This is a genomic window from Acidovorax sp. LjRoot38, from assembly GCF_964252975.1.
In the GTDB taxonomy this organism is placed as follows: Bacteria; Pseudomonadota; Gammaproteobacteria; order Burkholderiales; family Burkholderiaceae_C; genus Acidovorax; species Acidovorax facilis.
The window spans coordinates 114,674-137,918 of the sequence record NZ_CAXUPT020000011.1; the positions used below are offsets into that span (position 1 = coordinate 114,674).

Here is a 23,245-nt window from a genome sequence, read left to right on the forward strand (position 1 = left end):
ATAGCTTGAGCGTGATTTTGTACGCCGTACCCGCTTGTGTCAGCCCCGGCGGGGCTTGCGCGCCTTGCTCTTGCTGGATTTTCCCGCAACCGCCTTCTTGACAGATGCTTTCAGAGACTGGATCGGTGAACGCGCAGCCCGCTCACGCGAAAGGCCCGCTTGCTCCGTGGCAGATGGGGTTGGGCCCTTGTCGGACTTGCGTCCACCGGACCGGCCACCCGCCTTGCGGGCGCCACCAGCGCCTTCTGTGCCCAGGCCCTTGTCTTTCAACGCGCGGCCCAGCAACTCTTCGCCCTCTCGCACCAGGCGGAAGTCGATCTTGCGTCCGTCCAAGTCCACACGGCTGACCTGCACCCGGACCCGCGCGCCGATGGCGTAGCGGATGCCTGTGCGCTCACCACGCAGCTCCTGGCGCGCCTCGTCGAACTTGAAGTACTCGCCGCCGAGCTCGGTGATGTGTACCAGGCCTTCGACATACATCGCGTCCAGCGTGACGAAGATGCCGAAGCTCGTTGCTGCGCTGACCACGCCGCTGTATTCCTCGCCCAGGTGCTCGCGCATGTACTTGCACTTGAGCCAGGCTTCCACATCGCGGCTGGCCTCGTCGGCACGGCGTTCGTTGGCACTGCAGTGCAGGCCTGCGGCCTCCCAGGCCTGGGTGTCGCGGCTCGGGGGTGCCACATCCTTGCGGGGCTTGGTGCCGGGCGCCGCCACGCGGGCCGCCAACCGCTTGGCCAGCTTGGCATGGGCTTCGCCGGGTGTAGGCAAGGACGGCAGCGCGTACTTCGTCTTGCTCAGAATGGCCTTGATGACCCGGTGCACCAGCAGGTCGGGGTAGCGCCGGATCGGGCTGGTGAAATGCGTGTAGGCATCGAACGCCAGGCCAAAGTGACCACTGTTGACGGGCGTGTAGATGGCCTGCTGCATGGAGCGCAGCAGCATGGTGTGGATCTGCTGAGCGTCGGGCCGGTCCTTGGTTGCCGTGGCGATGGCCTGGAAGTCACCGGGTTTCGGGTCGTCGCCAATCGTCATGCCCACGGCCATGGCCTTGAGGTAGTTGCGCAGGATTTCCTGCTTCTCGGGCGTGGGGCCTTCGTGCACACGGAACAGGCCGGGCTGTCCGCCCTGGGCGATAAAGTCAGCGCTGCACACGTTGGCGGCCAGCATGGCCTCTTCGATGAGCTTGTGCGCATCGTTACGGGTGCGAGGCACGATCTTCTCGATCCGACCGTTTTCGTCGCAGACGATCTGTGTTTCGGTGGTCTCGAAGTCCACCGCGCCGCGCGCCTGACGCGCGATGAGCAGCGCGCGGTACACGTCGTGCAGGTTGAGCAGGTCCTTGACGCGGTCCTTGCGCTTGCTGGCCTCGGGGCCGCGCGTGTTGGCCAGGATGGCCGCCACTTCGGTGTACGTGAAGCGCGCATGGCTGAACATCACGGCCGGGTAGAACTGGTAGGCATGCACCTCGCCCTTGGCGGTGACCAGCATGTCGCAGACCATGCACAGGCGCTCTACCTCGGGGTTCAGAGAACAGAGCCCATTGCTGAGCTTCTCGGGCAGCATGGGGATCACGCGGCGCGGGAAGTACACGCTGGTGGCGCGGTCGTAGGCATCGATGTCGATGGCACTGCCCGTCTCCACATAGTGGCTCACGTCGGCAATCGCCACCAGCAGGCGCCAGCCCTTGCTGCGGCCGACCTTGGCGGGCTCGCAGTACACGGCATCGTCGAAGTCGCGCGCGTCTTCGCCGTCGATGGTGACCAGGGGCACGTCGGTCAGGTCCACGCGGCGCTTCTTGTCCTGCGCGCGCACCTTGTCGGGCAGCTCCTTGGCCTGGGCGAGACACTCTGCCGAGAACTCGTGTGGCACGCCATACTTGCGCACCGCGATCTCGATCTCCATGCCAGGGTCGTCCACTTCACCGAGCACTTCGGTGATACGCCCCACAGGCTGGCCGAACAGGGCTGGAGGTTCTGTCAGCTCAACCACCACGACCTGCCCGGGCTTCGCGGCGCCCGTGGCGCCTTTGGGGATCAGTACATCCTGACCGTAGCGCTTGTCTTCGGGGGCCACGAGCCACACGCCGCTTTCCTGCAGCAGTCGGCCGATGATGGGCTGGGGCGGACGCTCAATGATTTCAACAACACGCCCTTCGGGGCGGCCACGGCGGTCCTGGCGGACGATGCGCACGCGCACACGGTCCTTGTGCAAGACTGCGCGCATTTCGTTCGGGGGGATATAGATGTCGCCTTCGCCATCGTCACGGATGACAAAACCGTGTCCATCACGGTGCCCTTGCACGCTGCCTTCAATCTCGTCCGACAAATGCGTGGACTGCGTGCCGGGGGTGGTTTTTTTGATATACAATCTTAGTCTTTCCGTGCGACACGTAACGTGTCGTTCTGAATGAGGTAGCTGCCTCGTTAAATATTAGCAATTTACTCACCCGCTTCGGCGGGCATAAAACAGATGCTCGGCTCACCCCGATCATCCCACAGCTTGATCCGCAAGGACGGGCTTTAATAGAAGATAGACGGGCAACCGAGCTATCTCATCAAGGTCACTCTATCGAGTGACTTTGTATTGAAAGCGGCAGAGATGCCGTTTGTGGCGCTCGCGCACATAGCCGACGAGCACGCCACAAGCGGAGCTTTGTCTGCCGCGTGCGCAGCTCGTTTCTGAGTAAACTATTCAGAGCGTCCTGCTCTGATCTGCCTTGTCATACATCCGGCAACGGACCGCTGTGACCTCGCGTGCGACCGCGAGTAGCCTAGAGTGGCATGCAGGGACAGCAATGACCCTGTGTGAAGCCCACTCAACAATGAACCCCTACTTCGGTAGCAGCTACGCCCGCGAGGGTGTAACTGGAAGCTGCCAGCAGAAAGGCGGCCAAGGGGGCTAGGCTAGTTCCATATGGGCAACATAAGTGAACCATCGTCAGAACCTGGGTGAAGATTGAACGGCCAAATCTGCTGATAGGCCGTAACCAAAAGGTGCGCTGCTGGCTATTCCTGTGGAAAGTGGGAATACGTCGTCAAAATGCAGCCCCAGGAAAGATGGGTCCTAAATGGAGAGATCGAAGCGGCGCAAACCGCCAAGATCGGTAGATCAGGGAACGTGGTAAGCCCCACCACCCGCCTGCGTGCTTCGGCACGCAGGCAGGGAAGCCGCAAGGCAACCTGTTGGATGAGGGGGTATGGGATGGTGGAAAAAGCGAACGGCTGCCTGTAACGGGTGGCATAGGGGTTCCAACTTTGCCCCAACGCGAAAGCGTGCAAACTTCCACTTGGTGCAACCGTCGCGAGACGGCTGTCTAAGTTCAATCGACCCCGAAGGGATGCTCAATTCCCCTTCGGGGGAGAAGTGCGTCCTCGATGGGTCTAACTCAAAGAGGAAAGCATGAGAAAACTTGCTGGCAACAGCGAGCCTGCATCCTCACGCGAACCCGCCAACTGGCACGCCATTGACTGGCAGCGAGTTGAAAGGTTTGTGCGAACGATGCAGCAAAAGATCGCGAAGGCGACGCAAGAACAGGATTGGCGGCGGGTGAAAGCCCTCCAACGATCCTTGATCCACTCGCACTCCGCCAGAGCTCTGGCGGTAAGGCGGGTGACCGAAAACCAAGGCAAGCGAACGGCAGGGGTCGATCGCCAACTTTGGGACACTCCGCTCCTGAAATGGGCGGCAATCGGTTTGTTGAAACAGCAACGAGGGTATAGGCCCCTGCCCTTGCGGCGGGTCTACATCCCAAAATCGAACGGGAAGGAGCGCCCCCTGGGCATTCCAACCATGTTCGACCGGGCCATGCAGGCACTTCACCTGCTAGGACTAGAGCCCGTGGCGGAAAGCACGAGCGACCCGAACTCCTATGGGTTCAGGAGAAATCGCTCCACGGCCGATGCCATGGGCCAGATATTCGTCTGCACATCCAAAAAGGCTTCGGCCCCATGGGTGCTGGAGGCGGACATCCGAGGCTGTTTCGACCACATCAATCACGACTGGCTGGTGCGCCACGTCCCCACGGACAAGGCAATCCTGCGCAAGTGGCTGAAAGCCGGGGTGATCCACCAGGGTCACTTCTCGCCGACTGACGAAGGAACGCCGCAAGGCGGCATCATTTCGCCAACCTTGGCGAACATGTGTCTGAACGGGCTCGAATCCGGCTTGGCCGCGCACCTCAAAGCGCGGTTCAGGTCTCGCGCCTTGAAGCTGAAAGTCAATGTAATCCGGTACGCAGACGATTTCGTCATCACCGGCGACTCCAAGGAGTTGCTGGAGACAGAAGTCAGGCCGTGGATCGAAGCATTCCTCGCACAACGAGGGTTGCAACTGTCGCCGGAGAAGACAAGGGTCGCCCACATTGATGACGGCTTCAACTTTCTGGGGTGGAATTTCCGCAAGTACGCGGGAAAACTACTCATCAAACCAAGCAAGAAGAACGCGCAAGCGCTCTACAGCAAGGTCAGGGAGATCGTAAAGACACATGCGATGGTGAAGCAGGAGGATCTCATCGCCAAACTGAACCCTATCCTTCGGGGCTGGGCGCAGTACCACCATCCGGTGGTGGCAAAAGAAACCTTCAACAAGATGGACAACTTGATCTACTGGCGGCTTGTCCGCTGGGCGAGACGGCGCCATCCAAACAAGTCCCCGAAGTGGTGTGCGAACCGTTACTGGCAGCGCATCAACGAGAGGAATGAGTTCGCTGCAACCGTCAAGACGGCAGAAGGTCCATTCACGAAAAAGCTGTTGAAGCTCGCGGATACAGAGATCGTGAGGCACGAGAAGATCAAGGCGGACTACAACCCCTTCGATCCATCGTGGGAAGCGTACGGCGAAAAATTGAGGACGAAGCGCATGCTGCGAAGCATCGCGTACAGGGCCGAAACAACTATGCTGTATGTGTCCCAGGCGGGGCAGTGTGCACTTTGCGCACAGCCCTTGGACTACGAGAGCGGATGGCACGACCACCACATTGTTCGCAAAGTGGATGGCGGGTCGGATGCTCTCTACAACCGGGTGCTACTGCACCCGGTCTGCCACATCAGACTGCACGCCTTGGGTCTGACGGTAGCGAAACCGGCCCCACATGGGGCTTCGAGTCCGAAGAAGGCGAAAACTTAGGGTACAATCTGAGTCTTCGCACAATACGGACAGTGTTGTGCTTGAGCCGGATGCGGTGAAAGTCGCAAGTCCGGTTCTTAGGGGGGGATGGTTCAGTAATGAACTGTCCCTACCCTCCTGAAATGCCCAGGTGGCGGAATTGGTAGACGCACTAGTTTCAGGTACTAGCGAGTAACATCGTGGAGGTTCGAGTCCTCTCCTGGGCACCAAGTTTAACGAGAACCAGCGATGGTTTTCAAAATATCGAAGCCGCTGTACACACAGCGGCTTTTTTATTTGCCGATACGTTTTGACCTCCCTGTTGCGGCCAAAGAATTTTGAACCGACGGCACATTTTTTTGAAAACTCTTCAGAAGCCCAAGTTTCTTATCCTATAATTCGAGGCTGATCTGAAAGCCCAGGTGGCGGAATTGGTAGACGCACTAGTTTCAGGTACTAGCGAGTAACATCGTGGAGGTTCGAGTCCTCTCCTGGGCACCAAACACATAAAAAGCCGTTGCAGTTGCAACGGCTTTTTTGTTTTCTGGCCGCCAAAGAAAAACCGAGACCGCCACCGATCTCGTCTTGCGTGTTGCGGCAAGCACTGTGGGCACACACACCGCAGTGCACATGCCCACCCGTCACATCACTTGCGCAGCAGTGTTTTCAGCACATTCTGCAAACGGCGTGCGTTGCCTGCATCGCTGGAGCTGGCCAGCACGCGCGCCACATCCTGCCCCCAGGTCTGTGCAGGCGCAGGATCATTGCGGCGCGTCAGCAGCTGCAGCTGCAACATGCGACGGGCAGCGATGTGCTCCGCCGGAGTGGGCGCCTCAGCCGCCATCTCCAGGCGCAGCAGCGCTTCTGCCGCATCACCCTTGGGGGCAGCCGTCAGCGCTTGTGTCCAGGCGCTGCGCACCGATGCGGTCACACCCGAACCCAGATCTTGCGTGCCGGGCACCAGCGCTGCATCGCGCTTCTCCCAGGCCGTCAACAACTGGGTCAGCGCCTCGCCGTGGGCCTGAGCCGCCAGCTTCTTCAAGGCCAGCTGGGCATGCTCCATGGCTTCGCGCTGGGCGCGGAACGCGGTGTCACCCAGGCGGGGGCCGCGGTCCTCGAACGCTGGGCGCTCGCCAAAACGGCCGCCACGATCAGCACGGTCGCCCATGCGGCCATCGCCACGCGGGCCACGGGCGCCATCGCGATCACCCGGACGACCATCGCGGCGGTCGCCTGGACGCGCACCACGGCCAGCGGCCGCAGGCGCATCCTTCTTCATACCGGGGCGGTCGTCACCGCGCACTGCCACCACAGGCCGGGCAGCAGGCTTAGGTGCTGCGGGCGCTGGCGTGGCAACCTCGGCAACTTCACCACCATCGGGGGTTTCGGCAGATTCACCGGCGCCACCCTCGGTAGCAACCGGGAGCGCGCCTGCCTGCGCCTCTGAATGCGCCTGAGCATCCTTTTGCGCCGTGGCCACAGCTTCTGCCGCCTGGGCCTGACCGCGCAGTGCAGCTTCCAGCGCCTGCATGGCCGCGCGAATCTGCTGCGCATCACCGCTGGCATTGGCAGCCTCCAGGGCCTTCGAAGCCTCCAGCACCACGCGATCGCGTGCGCTCAATTCGGTCACCGCGCGCTCGCGGTCTGCCGACTTGCGGTTGAAGGCTTCATCGATGGGTTTGCGAAACGCATCCCACAGCTTCTGCTCGTGCTTGCGGTCCAAGGGCACGGTTTGCGCCTCAGCCTGCCAGCGCTGCTGCAGCGCCTTGACCGCATCGATGCGCAAAGTGGGTGCCGCACCAAGGGCCATGGCCTCATCAATCATTGCATGGCGGCGGGCCAGGCTTTCCTTCTGTGCAGCTTCCAGGGGAGCAGCTGCCATGGAAATCGCCTGCTTCCAAAGGGGTTGCAGTTCCGCAAACAGCTTCTCGCCCACATGGCCGCCTTCGCGCCAGCGATCACCAAACTGGTGGAGGGCACGGTTGATGGCTTTCCAGTCGCCGGAGTTGGCATGTTCCTGCGCCCACGCCTTGACCTCTTCGATCAGCGCCAGGCGTTGGGCCTTGTGCTCAGCGGCTTCGGTGCGGATCTTGTCAAGCCACGCCTCCACCACCTTGTGCGCAGCGTTGCAGGCTTCGTCGAATTTCTTCCACAGGCTGTGGTTGGGAGCCCCGCCCTGGTCTGCCTGTTTCCACTGCTCGCGCAGGTTGCGCAGGGTTTCCTGCATCTTGCGGCCGCCCAGGGCCTGGCCCTCAGGGCGGTTGAGCAAGGCCTCAGCCTTGGCCACCAGGTCTTCGCGCACCTGGTCTGCGCTCCAGCGTTGCCAGCCTTCCAGCTCACCAGCCGCCACCAGGGCCGTATGCACCTGCTGCTCCAGGGCGCTATCGATGTGTTTGCCATGCACCTTGAGCACGGCGCGCAGCGCGGCTGCAGCCCCGGCACTGGCCTTCCCATGGCCCTCGGCAGTTTCCTTTTCGAGGACCGCCAAGGCCTCCCGCACACTATGCGCAGCCTTTTCAATCACTTCCGGCGCGACTTTGGGCTTGGCAACACGCGCAGGCTTGGCAGCCGCAGCCGCAGCGGCAGCAGCAGCCTCCGTAGGCAGGCCGCGCGCGGTACGCAGCTCATCCGCCCAGACGGGCACTGGCGGCAGCGGTGCATTGACATCTTCGGCAGCCGCCACAGCCTGGGCCAAAGCGGGCTGGAATGCCTCCCACACCACCAGCAGCTGGGTGCGCGACGCATCGAGTAAGGGGGGGAAACGTGCCTCCACACTGGCCCAGCTGGCATCGCCAGTCAACTCCTGCGCCTGTTCCTGCCAGCGGGCCACATCGGCACGCAACAGCTCCAGCGCCGCCTGAGCGTCACGCCAGGACTTGGTGGAAAGCACTTCGATGCGCTGGGCCAGCAGCACAGCCGCCTCACGCTGCACCTGAACGCGGTGCTGCAGATCCTCGATCACCTTCACGCGATCCGCGACCTGTACCTTGAGCACAGACAAGGGCTCGCGGGACAGCGGTGCGCCCGCCTTGGCGGCATCACGCTGCCATGCCAGGGCATCGGCAATGTTGAGCTTAGGGGCTGCAAGCAGCACCTGCGCTTTTTCAGCCCACTCGGCGGCAATGACCTCCTGGCCCTTGGCGCGGCGGATTTCATCGAGGCGCTCACGCACCGCGCGCGCGGCGCCCTTGTCACGCCCGCTCAACTCTTTGAAAACCTCCTGCAACTGCTCGTGTTCTGGCTGGGTAGCCAGCCAGTCACGAATGCGGGAGGCGCGCTCGCCAGAGGTAGCGGCAGAAAAAGCGCCACCGGTCAGCGCATCAAGCGGATGCGGCTCATGGGTTTTGGCCGGGGCCGGATTCACTTCAGGTGCGTCGGACATTTTGCTGCGGGAAAAAAATGGAAACATGGATCCAATGGATAACAAAGGCGGCCCCGGGCGCACTGCCTGAAGGCCTGCCCCGGCAACTGCGCTGCACGCGCGCCAGAGCAACAAAGCGGCTATTTTCACCGGGTTTGGCAAACAGGCCGCAGCATGGCGGTGTGCCAAGCCCTGGGGGTGATCTGGCACAAGGCTTTGCCAGACGGGCTGACATGCTGCGGCCCTGCAAGGGCGCCGCCGCTCTAGGGAACAGCCCCCATTATCTATATATAAGGGCCAAGAGCCCAAAAGCACGCCACGCCACAAACAAGAAAGCCCGGCGAACAGGACCTCAAGGCCTGCCTGCCGGGCTTGACGGCTGACACAACGGTCTTTGCCATCGGTCGCGATGCGGAGATAAAGGTCCACATGGCGAGGAGGCAAGGTATTGCCTCCAGGGGTTTGCCGTAGAAGCCGCATCTGCTGCACCAGGACACTGAATGCCCTCGGAGGGAGACTTGGCTTCGTCTGGCGATGCCTGAAATCTACAGGCAACGCAACCTTACCAAAGGCGCCGCCGCAACTCAAACTGGATTCTCAATGGCAAAAAGACCGGCGATTGAATTTGACATACGCACGTAACAACAGCTCGCAAAGTCCCAAGCGCCAGGCCAGCACACACCCCCTAAAACCTGTGATTTTTTACATATTTTTCATAACTTAATGATCTTAAAAATCAAAATGTTAGTATTGACTAAGCATTTAGTGAACTTCTAGAATCCGCCAGCCCCAAAACGGGCTAGTAAAAACCCCAACCTCGCTGCCGAACCCGGCTAAGTCAAAGCAGGCCCCAAGCACACCAAAGACGTGCGGCCTCACTTGATGGCGTACCAATCCAGGCGATCCGCCGAGACGAGACAGTCCCCGACGACTGCCCGGCTCACTGTGGCGCCTCAGAAAGGAAGAGCTATGACAGCGTCAGGAAAAATAGTCTCCGGCGTGCGGACCTTCGTGGCCGACGTGACCGAAGGTTTTCTTGAAATCACCCACAACAGCTTTGCCCTCATCGGTCTTGCTGTCGCCTTCGTCGTGATCACCCTCACGGCCCGCCCGGACTTGCGCCAGGCTGGTGAAGCACAGTTGATGAACTGGCTGCAGGCCCGTCAAGTGGAAGTGCTTGGCATGCCCATCGAACCAGAAGCCAGTGAGCGCGCCACGGCGGGCAACCCCAAGGACCTGCCCAAAGAGCAGGCTGCCGTCGCCTTCTGGCTCAGCAAGAAGTACCGTGTGGCCCCTGAGCCGCTGAGCGTGCTGGTGGCCGAGGCCTATGAAATTGGCGCAAAGTCCAAGATCGACCCGACGCTGATCCTTGCCATCATGGCCATCGAGTCGAGCTTCAACCCATTTGCACAAAGCGCCGTTGGCGCTCAGGGGCTGATGCAGGTGATGACCAATGTGCACACCGACAAGTACCAGAACTTTGGCGGGCACTTTGCTGCCTTTGACCCCGTGAGCAATCTGCGTGTGGGCGTGAAGGTTCTGCAGGAGTGCATTGCGCGCGCCGGTTCGGTGGAGGGCGGGCTGCGCTTTTATGTCGGCGCAGGCAACCTTGCCGACGATGGCGGCTATGCGGCCAAGGTGATGGCCGAGCATTTCCGGCTGCGCCAGGTCGCCGGTGGCCGGGCCATGCCCACCACGCCACCACCCAACCTCTCTACCCAGGCTCCCGCACAGGTGATCCCGGTGGCCGCACCGCCCGCAACGCCTGCCGCCAGCGGTGACAAAGTGGCCCTGCTCTCCGGGCTCTGACAAGGTTCGCGAGCCCCTGGGGGTAGAAACATCCCTCGGACACACCGCCTCCCATTTCCCTGGCACCTTTGCGCGCGTCACGTCAGCTACACTAGCGAGGTACGCGACTGGCGATAGGCGCGGCATCCAACACAGGGTGCTGCCGCTGACGTGGAAACCGACAAGGGCTTGCCTCTTGTGAACCACTGGGAAGCGTGCCGCACGGGGTTTATCCCTTCTGCGTTCAGCCGTTCGCCTGGGCAGCCCTTGTTTCAAGGGACACAAGTTCATAGGACTGCCAATCATGTACGACCGCAATATTCTTGTCGAACAAACCGACCCCGAACTGTTTGCCGCCATCCAGGCTGAAAACGCCCGGCAAGAGCACCACATCGAGCTGATCGCCAGCGAGAACTATGCCTCCCCCGCCGTGATGTGGGCGCAGGGCACGCAGCTGACCAACAAATACGCCGAAGGCTACCCCGGCAAGCGCTACTACGGTGGCTGCGAGCATGTGGACGTGGCCGAGCAACTGGCCATCGACCGCGTCAAGCAGATCTTCGGCGCCGAAGCCGCCAACGTGCAGCCCCACTGCGGCGCCTCTGCCAACGAGGCCGTGTTCCTGGCCTTCCTCAAGCCCGGCGACACCATCATGGGCATGAGCCTGGCCGAAGGCGGCCACCTCACACACGGCATGCCGCTGAACATGTCGGGCAAGTGGTTCAACGTGGTCTCCTACGGCCTGGACGCCAACGAAGCCATCGACTATGAAGCGATGGAAAAGAAGGCCCACGAAACCAAGCCCAAGCTCATCATCGCCGGTGCATCGGCCTACAGCCTGCACATCGACTTTGCGCGCTTTGCAAAGGTGGCCAAGGACGTGGGTGCGATCTTCATGGTGGACATGGCCCACTACGCTGGCTTGATCGCAGCTGGCGTGTACCCCAACCCCGTGCCCCACGCCGACGTGGTCACCTCCACCACGCACAAGAGCCTGCGCGGCCCCCGTGGCGGCATCATCCTGATGAAGGCTCAGCACGAAAAGGCCATCAACAGCGCCATCTTCCCCGGCCTGCAAGGCGGCCCGCTGATGCACGTGATCGCCGCCAAGGCCGTGGCCTTCAAGGAAGCACTGCAACCCGAGTTCAAGGCCTACCAGGAGCAAGTAGCCAAGAACGCCAAGGTGGTGGCCGAGACGCTGACCGCACGCGGCCTGCGCATCGTGAGCGGCGGCACGCAAAGCCACGTGATGCTGGTCGACCTGCGCGCCAAGGGCATCACCGGCAAGGAAGCCGAGGCCGTGCTGGGCGCCGCCCACATGACCATCAACAAGAACGCGATCCCCAACGACCCTGAAAAGCCGATGGTGACCAGCGGCGTGCGCATTGGCACCCCCGCCATGACCACGCGCGGCTTCAAGGAAGAAGAGGCCCGCATCACGGCCCACCTGATCGCCGACGTGCTGGACAACCCGCGCGACGAAGCCAACATCGCTGCGGTGCGTGCCAAGGTCAATGCCCTGACCGCCCGCTTCCCCGTCTACGGCTAAATCCACAGCCGAAAACCATGAAGTGCCCCTTCTGCAGCCACCTCGAGACGCAAGTCGTTGAAACGCGGGTGTCTGAGGATGGGGTCTTCATCCGCCGCCGCCGCCAGTGCGGCGCGTGCGACAAGCGCTTTACCACCTACGAGCGGCCGGAAGTGAACTTCCCGGCCATCGTCAAGAAGGACGGGCGCCGCATTGAATACGACCGGGGCAAGCTGCTCGCCTCGTTCAACCTGGCATTGCGCAAGCGCCCCGTGAGCACCGACCAGATCGACAGCGCCATCGAGCGGATCGAGGAAAAGCTGCTCAACCTGGGGCAGCGCGAGGTGATCTCCAGCCGCATTGGTGAGCTGGTGATGCGCGAGCTCAAGAAGCTCGACAAGGTGGCATACATCCGCTTTGCCAGCGTGTACCGCAGCTTTGAAGACATCGACGACTTCCGCGCCATGGTCGACGAAGTGCGCAAGTAAAAGCCTTCGTATTGCTGTCTGCACCGGTGCCGGCTACAGGGCCGAACGATTTCAGGCGATTTTGGCCTCCAGCGCTTATCACACAAGCGCTAACAGCTATAAATAGAGTAGCACCCACATCCACGGGCGACGCATGTGGACCTGAGCGGGCGGGCGCTGTCGCGCGTGCTACACCGCAGCATGCTCCAAAATTAATAGCTGCCCGCGCTTTCTGGATAAACGCTAGGTGCCAATTTAGCTTGCAAACTGGCTTGGTGCGAGCCAGCGCGCGAGTCGCCTGTACTCCACAATGCGCCCGGTGAAAACCCGCCACTTCCTGCAGCTGGTGCTGCTGTCCGCCCTGTGGGGCGCCTCCTTTCTTTTCATCCGCATTGCCAGCCCCGTGCTCGGGCCCAACGTGATGGCTGCGCTGCGCATTGGCCTGGCCACGTTGACGCTGATGGGCATCATGCGGGTCGCCAACGAACCCTGGCCGTGGCGCCATTGGCGCGAGCTGTTCGGGCTGGGCACGCTCACCGTCGCACTGCCTTTTCTGCTGTATGCCTGGGCGGCCTTGCACCTGCCCGCCGGCTACAGCTCACTGCTCAACACCATGGCCGTGCCCTTTGGCGTGATTGCCGCCGCGTGGATGAAGGAGGACACACTGAGCACGCGCAAGTGGCTGGGTTGCCTCTGCGGCTTTGCGGGGGTGGCGCTGATCGTGCAGCTGGGGCCCGTGGAGCCCACGCCTGCCTTGCTGATGGCCGCGGCGGCCTGCATTGCAGCGTCTGCCTGCTATGGCATCTCTACGACGTGGATGAAGCGCGCCACGACGCGAATGTCCCCGCTGTCGATCGCCGCAGGCATCCACGCCGCCGCACTGGTGTTGCTGCTGCCGGGCGCTGCGTGGAGCCTGCCCGAGGCCCGTTTCACACCGGGGGCACTGGCTGCGGTGGCCGTGATGGGCATCGTGACCTCGGGCCTGGCCTACTGGCTCAACCTGCGGGTGCTCAAACATGTCTCGCCCGTGGCAGCGATGAGTTCGGCCTTCATGATCCCGCTGTTCGGTGTGGCCTGGGGCCACGTCTTTCTGGGCGAGGCCTTGGGCCCCGGGATGGTGTGGGGCGGAGCGCTGGTGCTGGTGGCCACCGGTCTGGTGACAGGATTCAACCCGCTGCGCTGGCTGGCGGCAATGCGCCCGGGGCGCAGCTAAGAACCAGCAAGCGCCTCAGCGGGCCCCGCGCGCGATGCGGTCCGTGGCGGGCACCGACACCGGGCTGTGGGCGCGGAAGTAAGCCTCCAGCGCATCCAGGTCCAGCCCGCCCACCAGGCGGTCGCGGCCTTCGGCCAGCACGGTGAAGTTGTCCCCGCCGCTGTCCAGGTAGCTGCTCATCACCACGCGCACCTGCGCATCGTCGCGCAGCGGGGTACCGTTCAGCACCATGTGGCTAATCCGCGCACCCACTGGCTGGGTGAGGTCATAGCGGTACGAAAACCCTGCGGACACCAACAGCACCCGGGGCCGCTGCACGGTGTTGCTGCCGCTGGCGAACTGCTGCTCCAGCGCCGCCTTGATCTGCGCGCCCGTGAAGGTCTTGACGACCAACTGGTTGCCGAAGGGCTGCACCGCATAGAGCTGGCCATAGCGCACCAGCCCTTGTTCGTCGGGCACGAGATCAGCGCGCAGGCCGCCCGGATTCATCAAAGATAGCTGCGCCCCACCCTGCTCCGGTGCACGCGTGGCGTGGAGCTGGGCATCGGCCACCAGATTGCCCAGCGCGCTTTCGAGCGACGGGGCCGGTGTGCGCCGCAGGGCGCCAGCGGCCTGCCCCACGGGGCGCTGGGCCAGCGGCACGGCGGCGGCACGGTAAGTGTCGATGACCTTCTGCACCTGCGGATCGGCCGCAAAGGACGGCACGGCCGAGGTCAGTGGCACGTGCCCCTGGCTGCCCGTGAACGCCTCGCCCTGCACGATGACATTGCGCGCGGCTTTGTGCACCACGCGGCGGGTGCGCGTGTCCACCCGCAACTGGATGTCCGTGAGCAGCGTGCCGTACTGGCCCGCGCTGGTCAGCAGAAAGGGCTTGGCCGGGTTCACACGGCCGTAGTCGCAAACATAGGCCTGGTGCGTGTGGCCCGAGACCACCACGTCCACGGCCGGGTCTAGCCGCTCCAGGATGGGCACGATGTCGCCCGAGAGGCCCGCGCAGCTGGTCTCCTGCACGCCGGCCGTGGTGCCGCCGCCCTCGTGGATGACCACAGCGATCACATCGGCGCCCTGGGCACGCAGCTGCGGAATCAGCGCGTTGGCCGTGGCCGCTTCGTCCTCGAAGCGCAGGCCCGCCACACCCGAAGGGCTGACCATGGTGGGCGTGGCCTGCAGCGTGAGGCCGATCACGCCCAGGGTGACGGTCACCCCACCCTCGGTAAATCGCTTGATGCCGGTGGCAGGTAGCAGCGTGCGCCCATCCTCGGTGCGCACGGTGTTGGCGGCCAGGAAGCCGAACCGCGCCCCAACGAAGGGCTGGCTGATCTGGCAGGGCTGGCGCGCGGTGAACTTCTCGCAGCCGCCGTGCTGCAGGCGCAGCAGTTCGCGCCAGCCCCGGTCGAACTCATGGTTGCCTACGGCATTGAAGTCGATCTGCATGGCGTTGACCGCCTCCATGGTGGGCTCATCCAGGAACAGTGACGACAGCAGCGGCGATGCACCCACCATGTCCCCCGCCGAAACCACGGCGTGGTGCGGCCCCCGGGTCTTGAGCGCCGCCATGGCGCTGGCGAAATAAGCCATGCCCCCGGCAGGCACCGAGACCGGCCCCGCCGCAGTCTGGACGGTATGCGCCATGCGCGGCGGCTCCAGGTTGCCGTGCAGGTCGTTGAAGCCAATGAGCGTGATGTCGATGTGCTGAGGGGTTCGCCCATCGCCAGTTGGCAAAGCCGTGCCGCAGCCCACCAGCAGCGCCCCCAGTGTGGCCACCATCGCGAGTGCGACCTTGCGGCAACCTCGCTGCGATCCCATGAAACCCTGTGCCAACAAGCTGCGCATGGACTACCTCATTCAATCCAAGAAAAAAGGGCGCGCATCGCTGCACGCCCTCTGCGTCACCAGCACCGAAAGCCCGTGCTCCACCCGCAGCGCAGCGCGCCCGTTACAGGAACGATGCCTGGATGGGCGGCACCGGGGGCACCACGTCGCCACACTGCGCGCGGTGGCGCAGGGCGTGGTCCATGACGACCAGTGCCAGCAGTGCCTCGGCAATGGGCGCCGCGCGGATGCCCACGCAGGGGTCATGGCGGCCCTTGGTGATGACCTCGGTGCTGTTGCCATGCACATCGATCGATTCACGCGGGCTGATGATGGAACTGGTGGGCTTGATCGCAATGCTCACCTCCAGGTCCTGCCCGGTGCTGATGCCGCCCAGCACGCCACCGGCGTTGTTGGTGCGAAAGCCCTGGGGGGTCATCGAATCACCGTGCATGGTGCCCCGATGGGCCACGCTGGCAAACCCAGCGCCGATTTCCACGCCCTTGACAGCGTTGAGACCCATCATGGCGTGGGCAATGTCGGCATCGAGCTTGTCGTACAGCGGCTCACCCAGGCCCACCGGCACGCCGGTGGCCTGCACGCGGATGCGGGCACCACACGAATCACCGGCCTTGCGCAGGGCATCCATGTAGTCCTCGTACTGCTGCACATCGGCCACGGGGGCGAAGAAGGGGTTGCTGCGCACATGCTCCCAGCTCTCGAACGGGATGGCCAGCTCGCCCAGCTGCGTCATGCAGGCGCGAAACTGTGCGCCGTATTGCTGGGCCAGCCACTTCTTGGCCACCGCGCCCGCAGCCACCGTGGGGGCCGTCAGCCGGGCCGATGACCTGCCACCGCCACGCGGGTCGCGGATGCCGTACTTGTGCCAGTAGGTGTAGTCGGCATGGCCGGGGCGAAAGCTCTCGGCGATGTTGCTGTAATCCTTGCTGCGCTGGTCGGTGTTGCGGATCAGCAGGGCGATGGGCGTGCCTGTGGTCTTGCCCTCGTACACGCCGGAGAGGATTTCCACCGCATCGGGCTCGTTGCGCTGCGTGACGTGGCGGCTGGTGCCAGGGCGGCGCCGGTCCAGGTCGGCCTGGATGTCGGCCTCGGACAGCGGCATGCCGGGCGGACAACCGTCAATCACGCAGCCAATGGCCGGGCCGTGGGATTCACCAAAATTGGTGACTGCGAATAGGGTTCCGAAGGTGTTGCCGCTCATGGGGCGGGATTATCCCAGAGCGGCGTGCGCCGCCGTCGCTGGACCCCACCACAGAGCACGCCCCACCCAAGAATGAGAGGCACAACATGGGGTTCAGATGAATACTTGCCACAAACGCGCTTGGCAGTGCGGCGCGCACTTGCTAGCATCCATGGACGATCTTTGGGACATCCATGCCCGTTTCAGCCCCGCACACTTCCGGCACTCCTCCCCACCACGGCATCCTGCCGCCAGCCCCTTTGGCCGATGCCCCGTTGCGCAGGGCACTGGATGCCAGCGACAACGCCATCGTGATGAGCAACAGCACCCGGCACGTGGTGTATGTGAATGAAGGATTCACCCGCCTGTTTGGGTTCAGCCCTGCGGAGGTGCTGGGCAAGTACCTCAGCGACGTGCTGCTGGGCCCACACTCCGACCCCGGGCTGCTGAGTGAAATCCGTGATGGCATCGACCAGCAAGGGGGCTTTCATATAGAGACGCTGCTGTACAGCAAGGCTGGCCAGCCACGCTGGGTGTCGATGATGATCAATGCCTCGAAGGAGGCCTCCGGCGGACCGGGTGGCAGCATCACGGTGCTGACCGACATCACACTCACCAAGATGCACGAGGTGCTGCAAAAGCGCGTGCTGGAGGGCATGGTCAACGAATTGCCGCTCGCCGACCTGATGGCTCTGGTGTGCCGCGAAGTCGAACGCATCGCCCCCGAAGTCACGGCCTCCATCCTGTCCGTGGACGAGCTGGGCCTGCTGCACCCGCTGGCAGCGCCCGGGCTGCCCCCCGCCATCTGCCAGGCGCTGGACGGGGTTCCCATCGGCCCTTGTGTCGGTTCGTGTGGCACTGCGGCCTTCCGGCGGGCGCCTGTTGTGGTCACCGACATCACCACCGACCCCTTGTGGGCCGACTACCGCACCCTGTTTGAGCCCAGCGGCATGCGAGCCTGCTGGTCCAGCCCGATCTGTGACCACGCAGGCAAGGTGATTGGCACCTTTGCCTTTTATTTTCGGGAGCCGCGCGCGCCCGACGCGCTGCACCATCGGCTGGTGGACGTGTGCCTGCACTTGTGTGCGCTGGCCATTGAACGCAACGCCACACGCCAGCGCATTCACCAGCTCGCCTTTTTTGATGAACTCACTGGCCTGCCCAACCGCGCCATGTTCCGCAGCAGTGCGGAGCGTGCGCTGGCCAGCCTGCGGCAGGAAGACCACCCTGGTGCGGTGCTTTTCATCGACCTGGACCGCTTCAAGCAGGTCAACGACACCCTGGGCCATGCCGCAGGCGACGCACTGCTGTGCGAAGTGGCCAAGCGACTCACGCAGTGCCTGCGCGCGCGCGATCTGATCGGCCGGCTGGCGGGTGATGAATTCGTGCTGCTGTTGTCCGAGTGCAGCACCGGGCAAGTCGTGCAGATGGCCCAGAGCATCCTGCAAGAGATGGCCCGACCCATGGACCTCCACGGGCAAGCCCATGTCTGCCACGCCAGCATTGGCATTGCGATGTTTCCGGACGATGGCGATGCGATCGACACGCTGCTGCGCCACGCTGACCAAGCCATGGTCCAGGCCAAAAGCGACCACCGGCACAGCCTGCAATTGTTCAGCGCCGAAATGAACCGCCGCGCACAGGAGCGCGCCGCCCTGGAACGCGCCTTGCGTCAGGCGCTGGCCGACCGCAGCCTGAGCCTGCACTACCAACCCCAGGTGCTCAGCAGTGCGCCTGGCACCCTGCACGGTGTGGAAGCCCTGGCGCGCTGGCAACATCCCGAATGGGGCATGGTGCCCCCCAGCCGGTTCATCCCAGTGGCCGAAGAGGCCGGCCTCATTCACGAACTGACCTTGTGGCTGCTGGACGAAGCCTGTGCGCAGCTGTCGGCCTGGCGTGCAGCTGGCCACAGCGTGCCCTGCGTGGCCGTGAACCTGTCAGGACGCAGTTTTCACCAGGCAGAGTTTGCGCAGCAGGTCTGCGACGCGCTGGAGCGCCACGGCCTGCGCACCAACGATGTGCTGCTGGAGATCACCGAAAGCGTGATGATGGATGCACGGCCGGTAACGCTGGCCAACATCGAGGCGCTGCACCACAAGGGCTTTAAGCTGTCGCTCGATGACTTTGGCACCGGCTACTCCAGCCTGAGCTACCTGCACCGCCTGCCCATCAGCGAACTCAAGCTGGACATGGCGTTTGTGCAGGACCTCACCACCAGCCCCACCGCACGCGCGCTCACGGTATCGGTGCTCAGCATTGCCCACAGCCTGGGCATGGTGGTGGTGGCCGAAGGGGTGGAAACTACAGGCCAGCAGCAATGGCTACAGGCCCACGGTTGCCCTGTGATGCAGGGTTATTTGTTCGGCAGGCCCATGCCACCAGATGAACTGGAAGCCTGGCTTTGCGCGCCTGCGCGGGGCGTGAGCTGAGAACCTGTTCAAAGTCTTTTTGGAGACCGCATTGGAGTGCAATCGGGATGAGTGGATGCTTCGGATGTGCCGCATGGGCTGGTGCCCATGCAAGCAGTCGGGGCGTCCAGTCGCCCGATTTCACTCCAACCCTTCGGGCAAACGCCTTGCCGGGCGGTCTGCGGCGTTGCGGCGCTTGCCAATAGCACGGGCTATTGGCTGCACCCCGCGCCTTGCATCCCATCCCGGCAAGGAGCTTGTGCGGTTCTAAAAAGACTTTGAACAGGTTCTGAGAGCCGCGCTCGGTGTCGCAGACGTCGCAGCGTTCAGCCGCTGCGGGACTCGTCTTCCGGCCAGTCGCGGATGTAGGCCTTGAGCATCTTGTTCTCGAAGTTCTGGCTGTCCACGACGGCCTTGGCCACGTCGTAAAAGCTGATCACGCCCATCAGCATGCGGCGGTCCATCACGGGCATGTAGCGCGCATGGCGGTCCAGCATCATGCGGCGCACTTCGTCCATGTCGGTTTCGAGCGTGCAGGTCAGGGGCGCGTCGTCCATGGCCGAGCGCACCAGCATCGTGCCCACGCTGCCCCCGTTTTTGACCAAGGCCTGGATCACCTCGCGAAAGGTAAGCATGCCCACCAGGTCGCCATGCTCCATCACCACCAGCGAGCCAATGTCGCGCTCGGCCATCAGGCTCACGGCACCCGCCAGCGGCTCGTCCGGCGATGCGGTGTAGAGGGTGTTGCCTTTGACGCGAAGGATGTCGCTGACTTTCATGGTGCAGAGTCTCCGGGGGATCGGGAAGAGTATGTGTGGACCCACAGGCACCAGCACATCCGCTGGGGTTGCCGAGGTGCTGCAGGCCGTTTGTCGGCAAATATAGCCCACAATGCCCGCCTGCATTGACAACATGGGAGACACAAGATGCCCGGTTACTCCGACCCCGGCTTTGACACGCTGGCGCTGCACGCAGGCGCGAGCCCCGACCCCGCCACTGGCGCGCGCGCCACGCCCATCCACCTGACCACGTCGTTCGTCTTCGAGTCGAGCGACCACGCGGCTTCACTGTTCAACCTGGAGCGCGGCGGCCATGTGTACAGCCGCATCAGCAACCCCACCAACGCGGTGCTGGAACAACGCGTGGCAGCACTGGAAGGCGGCGTCGGCGCGATTGCCACCGCCAGCGGCCAGGCCGCGCTGCACCTGGCGATTGCCACACTCATGGGCGCGGGCAGCCACATCGTGGCCAGCACGGCGCTGTATGGCGGCTCGCAGAACCTGCTGCACTACACGCTCTCGCGCTTCGGCATTGAGACCACGTTTGTGAAGCCCGGCGACATCGACGGCTGGCGCGCTGCCGCACGCCCCAACACCAAGCTGTTTTTTGGCGAGACCGTGGGCAACCCCGGCCTAGATGTGCTGGACATTCCCACCGTATCCTCCATCGCGCACGAGGCCGGCGTGCCACTGCTGGTGGACTCCACGCTCACCTCGCCCTGGCTCATCAAGCCCTTCGAGCATGGCGCCGACCTGGTCTACCACTCGGCCACCAAGTTCCTCTCAGGCCATGGCACCGTGGTGGGTGGCATCGTGGTCGACGGCGGCAGCTTCGACTGGGACGGCCCAAAATCCGCCGGCAAGTTTGCCGAGCTGACCCAGCCCTACGACGGCTTTCACAACATGGTGTTCACCGAGGAGAGCACCGTGGGCGCCTTTCTGCTGCGCGCGCGCCGCGAGGGCTTGCGCGACTTTGGCGCCAGCATGAGCCCGCACACGGCCTGGCTCATCCTGCAAGGCATTGAAACCCTGCCGCTGCGCATGGCGCAGCACATGCGCAACACCGAGAAGGTGGTCGAATTTCTGGCCACACAGCCCTTTGTGTCGCGCGTGGGCCACCCCATGCTGGAGTCGCACGGGAGCCACGCCCTCGCGCAAAAGCTGCTGCCGCGTGGCGCGGGCTCGGTGTTCAGCTTCGACCTCAAGGGCAACCGCGAGCAGGGCAAGAAGTTCATCGAAACCCTCAAGGTCTTCAGCCACCTGGCCAATGTGGGCGACTGCCGCAGCTTGGTGATCCACCCGGCCAGCACCACGCATTTCCGCATGAGCGACGAAGCGCTGGCGGGCGCAGGCATCAGCCAGGGCACGATCCGCCTGTCCATCGGCCTCGAAGATGCCGACGACCTCATTGACGACCTGAAACGCGCGCTCAAAGCCGCAGAAAAGGCGGGGGCCTGACCATGCACATCCAAGTCAACGGCGCCGCCATCTACTGCTACACCGGCGGCAAGGCATTTGACGCCGCCAAACCGACCGTGGTGTTCATCCATGGCGTGCTCAACGACCACAGCGTATGGGCCCTGCAAAGCCGCTACATGGCCAACCACGGCTGGAACGTGCTGGCCATCGACCTGCCCGGCCACTGCCGCAGCAGTGGCGAGGCGCCCGCCACGGTGGAGCAAGGCGCGGACTTCATCGGTGCGCTGCTCGATGCCGCCGGTGTGCAGCGCGCAGCGCTGGTGGGCCACAGCTGGGGTTCACTCATTGCCATGGAGGCGGCCGCGCGCCTGAAAGACCGCATCAGTCACCTGGTGCTGGTGGGCACGGCGTTCCCGATGAAGGTCTCGCCCGCACTCATCGAAGCGTCACAGACCGACCCCGAGAAGGCGATGCGCATGGTCAACGTGTTCTCGCGCAGCACCTTGTCTGCGCCCCCATCGGCCCTGGGCCCAGGCACCTGGGTGTTTGGCGCGGGCATGGCGCTGGGGCGCAAGGTGCTGCGCAGCAATACGGCGGTCAACGTGTTCCACCGGGGGTTTGTGGCCTGCGATAGCTACACCGGCGGCGAAGCCGCCATGGCGCAGCTGACATGCCCGGTGCTGTTTGCGCTAGGCAGCCAGGACCAGATGACACCGCCCAGAGCCGCGCAGGGCCTGGTGAATGCGGCACGCGCAGCAGGCAAATCCGTGTCGATGGCCAACCTGCCGGTGGGCCACAACCAGATGACCGAGGCGCCGGAAGAAACGCTGTTCGCGCTGCGCGACTTTCTGGCCCGCTGAGCAGCGCTCCGCACGCGTCCCGGCCTGCAGTCAGGCCGGGACGCGCCGCCATGCGGGCCACTGCCACTGCGTGAAAGCACGCAGCAGCCATTCCACCGGACCATAGGCATGCGTGGCCATCCAGCGGTGGCTCCACGCCAGCTGGCTGGCGTACAGCACCAGCACGCCCAGCACCACCCATCCCGGCGACACCTGGCCCACCAGCGCCAGGCCGTAGGCCGTAAAGACCAGCGCCCCCACCAGCGACTGCAGCAGGTAGTTCGTCAGTGCCATGCGCCCCGCTGGTTGCAGCGCAGCGCCCAGCCGGCGGCCGGCAGGGCCGCGCTGCAGCAACCACAGCAGCAGCGCGACATAGCCGAAAGTGAGAAACGGTGCGGTGGCCAAATCCACTGCCAGTGCAGCCAGACCCACATGCTCGGGCGAGTGAGCGCTGCCGCCTCCCTGCGTAGAGGCATAGAACAACGCACCCGCCACACCGACCGGCAGGCAGCACACCATCCAGCGGCGCAGTCGCGCGGGGTGCTGCGCCACAGTGGCCAGATAGCCGGTGCGGTGCGCCGCCAGCCCCAACAAGAACATGGCCAGCGCACACGGGCCCTGCACGAACACCAGCACAAACCACACGCCCTCGGCCATGTCCCGCCCGCGCTGCGCAATGGCCTCCAGGGCACTGGCGCGATACGCTTGCGCGGCTTGCTGCGCCTTGGCGTGCAGCTCTGCCAGGGGCAAGTCCATCGGCGGCACCTGCGCCACCAGCCAGGCCAACAGGCCCCAGCCAGCGGCAGTGGCACCCAGCAGCACCAGTGCCAGCACCACTGCCGTGCCCGGACGCACGTCCCGCCATGCGAGCAGCAGCAGGCCCAGCAGCGCATAGGTGACCAGGATGTCGCCCGCAAACAGCAGCCACGCATGCACCAGCCCCAGCAGCAAGAGCCCCAGCAGGCGCCGCAGAAAACGCGGAACAAAAGCGCTGCCGGTGCGCCGGGCGGCATCCATCTGCAGTGCAAAACTGTAGCCAAACAGCATCGAGAACAGCAGATAGAACTTGGTCTCGAAGAAGAAGCTCACCAGCCAGCGCACAGCGTGGTCCACCGGCCGCGAGAAGGCCGGGTCAGACACCCCCACGCCAAAGTAGGTGGAGGCAAAGCTGCCCGCATTGACCATGAGGATGCCCAGCAGCGCAAAGCCGCGCAGCGCGTCGATGGCGTGTTCGCGGCCCCCTGCGGGGGCAGCGACAGACGAGGTGGTTGTGGATTCCGCGGAAGTCATCCTGGCGATGGTGACAGAACCTGTTCAACGACAGCCC

The 23,245-nt window shown here is 63.8% G+C and carries 14 protein-coding genes, 2 tRNA genes and 1 riboswitch; of the genes, 10 read left to right on the plus strand and 6 right to left on the minus strand.

From position 1 onward, the window contains the following. Window positions 1–39: 39 nt before the first annotated feature. Window positions 40–2,367: a ribonuclease R gene (gene rnr / locus ACSQ22_RS19210; RefSeq protein WP_055394778.1), complete on the minus strand. Its 2,328-nt coding sequence runs from the start codon at window positions 2,365–2,367 to the stop codon at window positions 40–42. Between the two features lie 1,032 nt (window positions 2,368–3,399). Here rnr and ltrA point away from each other — a divergent pair. From ltrA to ACSQ22_RS19225, 3 genes are all read left to right on the plus strand, one after another. Beyond that, the gene (ltrA, locus tag ACSQ22_RS19215; RefSeq protein ID WP_108499507.1) at window positions 3,400–5,124 is read left to right on the plus strand and encodes a group II intron reverse transcriptase/maturase; all 1,725 of its coding nucleotides are present in this window, start codon (window positions 3,400–3,402) and stop codon (window positions 5,122–5,124) included. 124 nt (window positions 5,125–5,248) lie between these two features. Beyond that, window positions 5,249–5,333 (plus strand) — tRNA-Leu (locus ACSQ22_RS19220). A gap of 186 nt (window positions 5,334–5,519) precedes the next feature. Continuing rightward, window positions 5,520–5,604: transfer RNA gene (locus tag ACSQ22_RS19225), tRNA-Leu, on the plus strand. Window positions 5,605–5,749: 145 nt separating this feature from the next. On the opposite strand, the gene ACSQ22_RS19230 is transcribed toward ACSQ22_RS19225, so the two are convergent. Beyond that, window positions 5,750–8,512: a DUF349 domain-containing protein gene (locus ACSQ22_RS19230; protein ID WP_436131253.1), complete on the minus strand. Its 2,763-nt coding sequence runs from the start codon at window positions 8,510–8,512 to the stop codon at window positions 5,750–5,752. A gap of 921 nt (window positions 8,513–9,433) precedes the next feature. On the opposite strand from ACSQ22_RS19230, the gene ACSQ22_RS19235 reads away from it, so the two are divergent. From ACSQ22_RS19235 to ACSQ22_RS19250, 4 genes are all read left to right on the plus strand, one after another. Beyond that, window positions 9,434–10,273, plus strand: a complete 840-nt coding sequence (locus ACSQ22_RS19235) for a lytic transglycosylase domain-containing protein (protein ID WP_055394774.1) — start codon at window positions 9,434–9,436, stop codon at window positions 10,271–10,273. 93 nt (window positions 10,274–10,366) lie between these two features. Then, window positions 10,367–10,521, plus strand: a riboswitch (ZMP/ZTP riboswitch). Between the two features lie 35 nt (window positions 10,522–10,556). Then, on the plus strand, window positions 10,557–11,801 hold the full coding sequence (gene glyA / locus ACSQ22_RS19240) for a serine hydroxymethyltransferase (RefSeq protein WP_306555779.1): 1,245 nt from the start codon (window positions 10,557–10,559) through the stop codon (window positions 11,799–11,801). 17 nt (window positions 11,802–11,818) lie between these two features. After that, on the plus strand, window positions 11,819–12,268 hold the full coding sequence (gene nrdR, locus ACSQ22_RS19245; RefSeq protein ID WP_055394770.1) for a transcriptional regulator NrdR: 450 nt from the start codon (window positions 11,819–11,821) through the stop codon (window positions 12,266–12,268). Window positions 12,269–12,557: 289 nt separating this feature from the next. Continuing rightward, on the plus strand, window positions 12,558–13,460 hold the full coding sequence (locus tag ACSQ22_RS19250; RefSeq protein WP_436131254.1) for a DMT family transporter: 903 nt from the start codon (window positions 12,558–12,560) through the stop codon (window positions 13,458–13,460). Between the two features lie 15 nt (window positions 13,461–13,475). Here the strand turns inward: ACSQ22_RS19250 and ACSQ22_RS19255 are convergent, their stop codons facing one another. Next, entirely contained in the window at window positions 13,476–15,293 is a 1,818-nt protein-coding gene (locus ACSQ22_RS19255; protein ID WP_436131255.1) for a bifunctional metallophosphatase/5'-nucleotidase, read from the minus strand. A gap of 103 nt (window positions 15,294–15,396) precedes the next feature. After that, window positions 15,397–16,494, minus strand: coding sequence for a chorismate synthase (gene aroC / locus ACSQ22_RS19260; protein WP_055394766.1), 1,098 nt, complete (start codon window positions 16,492–16,494; stop codon window positions 15,397–15,399). Window positions 16,495–16,667: 173 nt separating this feature from the next. Here aroC and ACSQ22_RS19265 point away from each other — a divergent pair, with 173 nt between their 5' ends. After that, entirely contained in the window at window positions 16,668–18,902 is a 2,235-nt protein-coding gene (locus ACSQ22_RS19265; RefSeq protein ID WP_436131256.1) for a sensor domain-containing protein, read from the plus strand. Window positions 18,903–19,207: 305 nt separating this feature from the next. On the opposite strand, the gene ACSQ22_RS19270 is transcribed toward ACSQ22_RS19265, so the two are convergent. Then, a complete protein-coding gene (locus ACSQ22_RS19270; protein WP_055394762.1) occupies window positions 19,208–19,660 on the minus strand; it encodes a CBS domain-containing protein in 453 nt (150 codons plus the stop codon). Between the two features lie 147 nt (window positions 19,661–19,807). On the opposite strand from ACSQ22_RS19270, the gene ACSQ22_RS19275 reads away from it, so the two are divergent. Further along, complete coding sequence (locus ACSQ22_RS19275; RefSeq protein WP_436131257.1) at window positions 19,808–21,118, plus strand: O-acetylhomoserine aminocarboxypropyltransferase; 1,311 nt, start codon at window positions 19,808–19,810, stop codon at window positions 21,116–21,118. 2 nt (window positions 21,119–21,120) lie between these two features. Beyond that, window positions 21,121–21,939, plus strand: a complete 819-nt coding sequence (locus tag ACSQ22_RS19280; RefSeq protein ID WP_055394759.1) for an alpha/beta fold hydrolase — start codon at window positions 21,121–21,123, stop codon at window positions 21,937–21,939. Window positions 21,940–21,969: 30 nt separating this feature from the next. Here the strand turns inward: ACSQ22_RS19280 and ACSQ22_RS19285 are convergent, their stop codons facing one another. Next, window positions 21,970–23,208, minus strand: a complete 1,239-nt coding sequence (locus ACSQ22_RS19285) for a DUF418 domain-containing protein (RefSeq protein WP_436131258.1) — start codon at window positions 23,206–23,208, stop codon at window positions 21,970–21,972. Window positions 23,209–23,245 lie beyond the last annotated feature (37 nt).

Excerpts from the sequence above, each read along its gene's own strand:
- ACSQ22_RS19285 (WP_436131258.1), bottom strand. The coding sequence starts at position 23,208 with ATGACTTCCGCGGAATCCACAACCACCTCGTCTGTCGCTGCCCCCGCA.
- ltrA (WP_108499507.1), top strand. The coding sequence starts at position 3,400 with ATGAGAAAACTTGCTGGCAACAGCGAGCCTGCATCCTCACGCGAACCC.
- ACSQ22_RS19255 (WP_436131255.1), bottom strand. The coding sequence starts at position 15,293 with ATGCGCAGCTTGTTGGCACAGGGTTTCATGGGATCGCAGCGAGGTTGC.
- ACSQ22_RS19250 (WP_436131254.1), top strand. The coding sequence starts at position 12,558 with ATGCGCCCGGTGAAAACCCGCCACTTCCTGCAGCTGGTGCTGCTGTCC.
- ACSQ22_RS19265 (WP_436131256.1), top strand. The coding sequence starts at position 16,668 with ATGCCCGTTTCAGCCCCGCACACTTCCGGCACTCCTCCCCACCACGGC.
- glyA (WP_306555779.1), top strand. The coding sequence starts at position 10,557 with ATGTACGACCGCAATATTCTTGTCGAACAAACCGACCCCGAACTGTTT.
- aroC (WP_055394766.1), bottom strand. The coding sequence starts at position 16,494 with ATGAGCGGCAACACCTTCGGAACCCTATTCGCAGTCACCAATTTTGGT.
- ACSQ22_RS19280 (WP_055394759.1), top strand. The coding sequence starts at position 21,121 with ATGCACATCCAAGTCAACGGCGCCGCCATCTACTGCTACACCGGCGGC.
- ACSQ22_RS19275 (WP_436131257.1), top strand. The coding sequence starts at position 19,808 with ATGCCCGGTTACTCCGACCCCGGCTTTGACACGCTGGCGCTGCACGCA.
- ACSQ22_RS19270 (WP_055394762.1), bottom strand. The coding sequence starts at position 19,660 with ATGAAAGTCAGCGACATCCTTCGCGTCAAAGGCAACACCCTCTACACC.
- nrdR (WP_055394770.1), top strand. The coding sequence starts at position 11,819 with ATGAAGTGCCCCTTCTGCAGCCACCTCGAGACGCAAGTCGTTGAAACG.
- ACSQ22_RS19230 (WP_436131253.1), bottom strand. The coding sequence starts at position 8,512 with ATGTTTCCATTTTTTTCCCGCAGCAAAATGTCCGACGCACCTGAAGTG.
- ACSQ22_RS19235 (WP_055394774.1), top strand. The coding sequence starts at position 9,434 with ATGACAGCGTCAGGAAAAATAGTCTCCGGCGTGCGGACCTTCGTGGCC.